This window comes from Prevotella sp. S7 MS 2, assembly GCF_000762865.1.
Taxonomy (GTDB): domain Bacteria; phylum Bacteroidota; class Bacteroidia; order Bacteroidales; family Bacteroidaceae; genus Prevotella.
In genome coordinates this window covers 1-7,744 of record NZ_JRPT01000091.1, presented here as the reverse complement: position 1 = coordinate 7,744, position 7,744 = coordinate 1, and the positions used below count along the sequence as shown (strand labels likewise).

The following is a 7,744-nucleotide window of genomic DNA, read 5'->3' as shown; positions in this document are numbered from 1 at the left end:
AATTCTTTATTTACTCATAAAACTTCACTTCTCACTCGAACTTCATCCACTCGTCATCCTGTGCACTTATCTACGACTCCACTGCAAGGCCGTAGCAAGATTGCTGCAAGGCTGAGTCAGCGAAACTGCAGAGACTAAACAGCAATGTTGCCATGCCTCTGCAGTAAATCCAATAAAAAGTATAGATATCCTAAAAGCGACATGGTAAGATGGTGATATAGCATGATTAGGAACATCAATACATAACAAAAGCGGTGCAACCCAAACAAGTTGCACCGCTTTTCTATATTTCTAAATGCTGCTTAGCACACTTTTTCAAGCTTCTTCATAATCGCAAGCATGAAGATAAATGCCAACAGGCAGAGCACAATAAGCAATCCCCAAACCACATACAGAGGCGCATGGGCCCACAATAAGGCAGGAATACTGGTAAGATAGTTACCAATAGCGGTAGCCACAAACCATCCTCCCATCATCATACCTTTGTACTTTGGAGGAGCAACCTTGCTGACAAAAGAGATTCCCATGGGTGAAAGCAGAAGTTCACCGAATGTCAATACCAAATAGGTAGAGATGAGCCAATTGGATGATACCAATGTTTCGGGTGTAGCACCGTTAGCAGCTTGCATCGCTGGAGAAGGAAGACCGACAGACCCAACCGTCATAATCATGAAACCAATAGCAGCTACCAACATACCGTATGCTATCTTACGAGGAGCAGATGGCTCCTTACCTACGCGACCTAGCCAACCAAATAGTGCCATACTTACAGGTGTCAAAGCAACCACAAAGAATGGATTGAACTGCTGGAAGATAGGAGCATCAATCTCTGTTGAACCTGATATATGAGCATATTTCCATGCCAAACCGGCAGCAGCTAAAGCAACTATAGCACCGGCAATGCCTTTTCCACGACTTGTTTTAGATTGGAAGAGACCAAATAAGCCATACACCATCACGATAGCCAATACCAAATTAAATACGTCGAAGAACATACTTTCAACACCGGTAGTGCTCTTCACGGTGAATTCATCGGCAAAAAGGGTTAACGTAAGACCATTCTGATGGAAAGCCATCCAGAAGAATACAACGACTGCAAACACCAAGATAAGAGCCGTAATACGGTCTTTGGTTTCCTTGGGTGACAACTCTACAACCTCATCCTTAGCCTCAGAAGTACGTACTGTACCATTTCTTTCTACATGTTTAAAAGTGCTTCTGAATCCATAATAGATAAGGATAGAAACTATCAATGAGATACATGCCACTCCAAAAGCAAAATGATAACTATCATTAACACCTACACCGAGATTGTTCTGAGCCCACTTCATGATACCAACGGCAGCAGAAGGAGCAAAGAGCGCACCAATATTGATGGCCATATAGAAGATAGAAAAAGCCGAATCGCGCTGAGATGAATAGCGAGGATCATCATATAGGTTACCCACCATTACTTGCAGATTTCCCTTAAACAATCCGGTACCTGCCGAAATCATCAACAATGCGGCTGCCATACCGATAATTGCAATGACATTTGCTCCTAGTGGCATAGCTAAAACCACGTATCCGGCAAACATAATCATCACACCTATCTTCACCATTCGGCCATAACCGAACTTATCGGCAAGGATACCACCAATGAAAGGAAGAAAATACACTAATGCGAGGAAGGCAGCATAGATAGAACCGGCCGTTCCTGCTGAGAAGCCAAAGTTGGCTTTCAAGAAGAGTACAAAGGTAGCTAGCATGGTGTAATAACCGAATCTTTCGCCGGTATTAGCCAATGCTAAAGCATAAAGTCCTTTAGGTTGGTTTTCAAACATAAGTCATTAAGAATTTAAGTGATTATTTTTTATTTTTGTTTTTCTTGGTTTTAACTATATCAAACCAGTAAGTCATCTTTACCACAACATTACTTAGATTAGATTTAGCAAAGTAATCTTTCTTTGAAGCACCGTATAAATTGCCCAGTCCAAAATAATATCTGGCCTCCAACGCAAAGTGTCCTACGGCAGGAATACTATATTCCAAACCTGCGCCCGCAGCAATTCCATAGTCGAAACTATGCTCCACGGCCATCGTATCTTGCGCTACTACTGAGCTAACACGGTCTTTGGTATTCCTTGAAGCGAAGTCGAAGTTCATCTGAGTACGCTCACTAAGCAGCCAACCAAACTGTGGTCCCAAGTTAATAAAGAACTGTGCGCCTCGCGTTTCGCGCCCCCATGCCAAATGGGCAAACACAGGTATCTGCACATAAGAGAGTGTTCGGCTGTATTCTTCGGCTACTCCAGTGGTGGCATTTATCACCGGTTTATCGTTTACATCCAAAATATCTTCTTTCCAACCTACCTGAGAATAGTTCACTTCTGCCACAATAGAACAAATCGTACTAAAGTATTTTTCACTTTTATAACGGATAGATAAACCACCAGTCATACCTCCCAGCCACTTCTGATTCACTTTGGGAGTAAAGCCTACTTGACTCATCACGTAGCCCCCATTGACTCCAACAGAAAGGTCATTACGGTACTCTCCCACCTGAGCGTGGGCAAAAGATGCCGTCAAGAGCATTGCACCTACAAATACAAAACGGATATAACGGTTCTTCATATCAATAGTTGATGCTCTCAATAGTTTGATTACCAGTATAATGAATCAATTGGAAACAGTCATTCATATAACCTCCATTGCCCACCTTATTGAAATACAAAGGAGTCTGCATAGCCTTATATACATTCTGGGATTTACTTCCTATAAAGGATTTTCCATATCTCCACAGACCTCGAACAAAATAAGAAGCATGGTCATAACCTGTCAATGCGAAGCGAGGCAACGCATTCTGCATACTCGCATGGAACCATCGCGTATAATTATTTATAGCCTCTTTCGTTTGACTATCAACAGGATTATAATAGAATGTGGTAGGAATGTAAGTGTCATATTTATAAAATGACGGCAGATAATAGTCCACATACATCAACCATTCCGTGTATCCAAACATAGAAACTCGTACCTGTGGATAACTGACAGACAAACCATCAAGTTTGGCAAGTGCCACTCTCAACTCCGGCGAACGACCAGTATTCAGAATAACAACATTGGGCTCTGTACGACTAAACGCCTTGGCAAACATCTCTTCACTCGATTTCAAGTTCGTAATATTATACTTGATACCGCGTTGATCCAACTGTTTACGTAACCCGAATGTGAATATTCCCTTGCGACTAGTGGTATCATTGCAATCGATAAAGACAGCATGATGGTGCGGAAATCGCTCCAAAAAGGCTTTGATAGCAGCATCATTCTGCTTCGTCGGGCTCTGATAGATTTGATAGATCTGCTTATATGCCTCCACGTCATTGCCACTAATAGAGAACGGAACGACCAATTTAATATCGTTACGTGTACAGAATTCGGCCAACGATTTGAGCTGTTTCGTGTACAGAGGACCGAATATCAAATCGCATTTCTTGGCATTATCATCTAACAAGACTGTTCTTACATCAGCATCAATAGCTACATTCCAACTATGGATAGAGGTGGAAATACCCTCCTTCTTCAGCTTATCACATGCCATCAAGACACCACGATAATACTCAACCATGCGTCTACCATCACCGTCAACATCGTGTAAAGGCAGCATCACACCAATATTCACGGTGCGCCCAACAGCTTGTTTCACAGTAGATTTAGCCTGCGTTACCGGCTGAGTAGGTTTGGCGGTTGCCGCTTCCGGAGCAGAATAAGGAATAAATATATAATCTCCTTTCTTGAGAGAGTAGCCTTCTACCTTCATTTCGGGATTGGCATTCATTAGCTCAGGAATTGATATTCCATATTGTCTAGCTATTCCAAAAAGGGTATCTTTCTTCTTTACTTTATACATATCGCGCCACTTTGTGGTCTGTCCGACAGCTGATAAAGCCAAGAATAAGAATAATATGAATGACGCATAGCGAGTCAAATACTTCATGATTGGTGCTTTTATTTATTACAATTGCAAAAATACAAAAAAACTCTCATCCCCATATGACATCTCTCATCTTTTTAGTAACTTTGCACAATTACAAACAATGAGAATAGGGATATTACATACTTCTATCATAACAGCAATGCTTTCGATTTCTCCGATTGCTGTATATGCAGATGTTACGCCTACGATAAGCCCTACCGTCAACGTCACTACGACAGACGGAACGACTGATGAAGGCATAACAACTTATTCAGGTTCTGCCCCTGTTACATGTGCATTCAAAGCCAATGTACTCAATCAGACGGGATGGGATGCCCACTATGAATGGCATTTCTATACTGAGGGGAATGCCAAGACGCCGTATCTTATTAGATATGAGGAAAATACCAGCTATACGTTTAAGGAATCAGGATCTCATTACGTACAGCTTTATGCCACCTTTACGAAAGGGGGTGAGTCTATCACATGGCAAAGTGAGGACACCAATCCCATCACGATAACCATCTCGGAAAGTAAGCTTGAAATGCCCAATGCGTTCTCCCCCAATGATGACGGAGTCAACGACATCTATAAAGCCAAAAAAGGTTATCAGAGCATTGTGGAGTTTAAAGCCTACATTTTCAACAGATGGGGACAGAAACTCTATGAATGGAATGACCCGGCAGAAGGCTGGGATGGGACTTTTCGCGGACAAAACGTCAAGGAAGGAGTGTATTTTGTCTTGGTTAAAGCAAAAGGGGCAGACGGCCGTACTTTCAATATTAGAAAAGATGTAAACCTGTTAAGAGGATATAGCAACGCACATGAATAGGAATGAAGACCAAATAAAGATTTGGGGAGCACGCGTACATAATCTGAAAAATATAGATGTTACCATTCCGCGTAACTCATTAACGGTCATCACCGGACTTAGTGGCTCGGGTAAATCATCATTGGCTTTCGACACAATCTTTGCCGAAGGACAACGTCGATACATCGAGACTTTCTCAGCATACGCACGCAATTTCTTAGGAAACATGGAACGTCCGGACGTTGATAAGATTACAGGTTTGAGTCCGGTTATCAGTATTGAGCAGAAGACAACCAATAAAAATCCACGCTCAACGGTTGGTACGACCACCGAAATCTACGACTACTTACGTCTGCTATACGCCAGAGCCGGCATAGCCTATAGCTATATGACGGGCGAAAAGATGGTGAGATACACCGAAGAAAAGGTGCTAGAGATGATTCTCAACACCTATGATGGCAAGAAAATCTACATTCTTGCCCCACTTGTAAGAAACCGAAAAGGACATTATCGTGAACTTTTTGAAAGCATGCGGCGCAAAGGTTACCTCTATATACGGGTAGATGGGGAAGTTATGGACCTCAAACCCGGCATGAAGACCGACCGCTATAAGAACCACAACATAGAAGTCGTGATAGACAAACTGGCCGTACAATCCAAGGATGATCAGCGATTGAAGAAGACTGTTCAGGTGGCCATGCGAGAAGGTGAAGGCCTCATCATGATACTGGATAAGGAGAGTAACGAGGGCAAATATTACTCCAAGCGATTGATGTGTCCCACTTCGGGAATCTCATATAAGGATCCTGCGCCCAATATCTTCTCATTCAATTCTCCCGAAGGTGCCTGTCCACACTGCAAAGGATTGGGCTATGTAAATCAAATAGACTTGAAGAAGGTCATTCCAAACGACAAATTGAGCATCCATGATGGAGCCATTTTGCCACTTGGCAAATACAAGAACCAAATGATTTTCTGGCAAGTTGGCGCCATTCTTGATAAATACGACTGCACGCTGAAGACTCCGTTCAAAGATATTCCACAAGAAGCTGTAGACGAGATTTTATACGGAAGTCTTGAGAAAGTGAAAATTAGTAAAGAACTTGTACACACAAGTTCCGACTATTTCATTGATTTTGACGGTATCATCAAATACTTACAAAATGTTATAGAGAATGATGATACGTCGGCAGGACAAAAGTGGGCCGACCAATTCTTAGCCGAAACCGAATGTCCAGAATGTCATGGACAACGACTAAACCGTGAAGCTCTCTCTTATAAAATATGGGATAAGAACATCGCAACAGTTGCCAACTTTGACTTACTGGAGCTGAAGGAATGGCTCGACCAAGTGGAAGAGCACATGGACGATACCCAAAAGAAGATTGGAACAGAGATTATCAAGGAAATTAAAACACGTGTCAACTTCCTCTTAGAGGTAGGACTTGACTATTTATCTCTAAACCACCAATCGGCAAGTCTGTCGGGTGGAGAGAGCCAACGCATCCGATTGGCCACACAAATTGGCTCCCAATTGGTAAACGTACTATATATTCTCGACGAGCCAAGCATCGGTTTACACCAACGAGACAACGAGCGTCTCATTCGTTCATTAAAGGAATTACGCGACCTCGGAAACACGGTTATCGTGGTGGAACATGACAAAGATATGATGTTGGCAGCCGATTACATCGTCGACATCGGCCCCAAAGCTGGACGAAAAGGTGGTGAAGTGGTATTCCAAGGTACTCCTCAAGAGATGCTCAAGACACATACCATAACCGCCGATTACCTCAATGGCGACCGAGAAATTGCCATTCCGGCCAAGCGCCGTAAAGGAAACGGCAAAACACTACGCCTGCTTGGCGCATCGGGCAACAACTTAAAAGATGTTGATATAGATTTCCCGCTAGGCAAACTCATCGTGGTAACAGGCGTTTCGGGGTCGGGTAAATCCACCTTAATCAATGAAACACTGCAACCAATCCTATCTCATCACTTCTATCGGTCATTGAAAAAGCCGATGCCCTATCACTCTATCGAGGGCATAGACCATATAGATAAGGTGGTGAATGTAGATCAAAGCCCCATCGGAAGGACTCCTCGTAGCAACCCAGCCACCTATACGGGCGTGTTCAGCGAGATAAGAAAGCTCTTCGTCAACCTGCCCGAAGCCAAGATACGTGGCTATAAGCCCGGTAGATTCTCATTCAATGTGAAGGGTGGAAGGTGCGAAACATGCGGTGGAAACGGCTATAAAACCATCGAAATGAATTTCTTACCCGATGTGATGGTGCCTTGCGAGGTATGCCACGGCAAAAGATACAACCGCGAAACGTTGGAAGTAAGATTCAAAGGAAAGAGTATTGCCGATGTCCTCGATATGACTATCAATCAGGCAGTAGAGTTCTTTGAGAACGTGCCAAGCATCCTGCCAAAGATTAAGAGCCTGCAGGATGTAGGCTTGGGATATATCAAACTGGGGCAGAGTTCCACTACCCTATCGGGCGGTGAAAGCCAACGAGTGAAGCTGGCAACGGAATTAGCCAAGAAAGATACAGGCAAAACGCTCTATATTCTTGACGAACCTACTACCGGACTACACTTTGAAGACATCAACATCTTGATGGATGTACTTCAAAAACTCGTCGATCGTGGCAATACAGTCATCATCATCGAACACAATCTAGATGTCATTAAACTAGCTGACTACATCATCGATATGGGACCGGAAGGTGGTCGTGGCGGAGGAAAAGTACTGTGTACCGGTACACCGGAAGAAGTAGTAAAAGAAAATAAAGGCTACACCGTAAAGTTTCTCAAAGAGGAATTGAAGGACTAGAAACAGACCACAACACCTCAAGTATGGCACATCTGTGCTCACCCAAACACCATGTTTAGCATGGCTTAGAATAGTCTTGAGTTGCTGCAAGAACATAACAGCAATGCTGACTCAGCAGTTCAGTAAAACAGCAAAG

Annotated in this window: 5 protein-coding genes; 2 read left to right on the top strand and 3 right to left on the bottom strand. The window is 43.1% G+C overall.

Translation table 11 applies throughout. From position 1 onward, the window contains the following. Positions 1-302 precede the first annotated feature (302 nt). Genes HMPREF0671_RS11265 through HMPREF0671_RS11255 form a run of 3 tightly spaced genes read right to left on the bottom strand, consistent with a single transcriptional unit; the run spans position 303 to position 3,976 of the window. Positions 303-1,823 (bottom strand): peptide MFS transporter, encoded by a 1,521-nt coding sequence (locus HMPREF0671_RS11265; RefSeq protein ID WP_036900755.1) that lies wholly within the window; start codon positions 1,821-1,823, stop codon positions 303-305. A gap of 22 nt (positions 1,824-1,845) precedes the next feature. Beyond that, positions 1,846-2,574 (bottom strand): porin family protein, encoded by a 729-nt coding sequence (locus HMPREF0671_RS11260; RefSeq protein ID WP_052053037.1) that lies wholly within the window; start codon positions 2,572-2,574, stop codon positions 1,846-1,848. A gap of 40 nt (positions 2,575-2,614) precedes the next feature. After that, positions 2,615-3,976, bottom strand: a complete 1,362-nt coding sequence (locus HMPREF0671_RS11255; RefSeq protein WP_036900752.1) for a LysM domain-containing protein — start codon at positions 3,974-3,976, stop codon at positions 2,615-2,617. A gap of 100 nt (positions 3,977-4,076) precedes the next feature. Here HMPREF0671_RS11255 and HMPREF0671_RS11250 point away from each other — a divergent pair, with 100 nt between their 5' ends. Next, positions 4,077-4,787 (top strand): gliding motility-associated C-terminal domain-containing protein, encoded by a 711-nt coding sequence (locus tag HMPREF0671_RS11250; RefSeq protein ID WP_036900748.1) that lies wholly within the window; start codon positions 4,077-4,079, stop codon positions 4,785-4,787. Further along, positions 4,780-7,608 (top strand): excinuclease ABC subunit UvrA, encoded by a 2,829-nt coding sequence (uvrA, locus tag HMPREF0671_RS11245; RefSeq protein WP_036900746.1) that lies wholly within the window; start codon positions 4,780-4,782, stop codon positions 7,606-7,608. Before HMPREF0671_RS11250 ends, uvrA begins: the two co-directional genes overlap by 8 nt. The last annotated feature ends 136 nt before the right edge of the window (positions 7,609-7,744 follow it).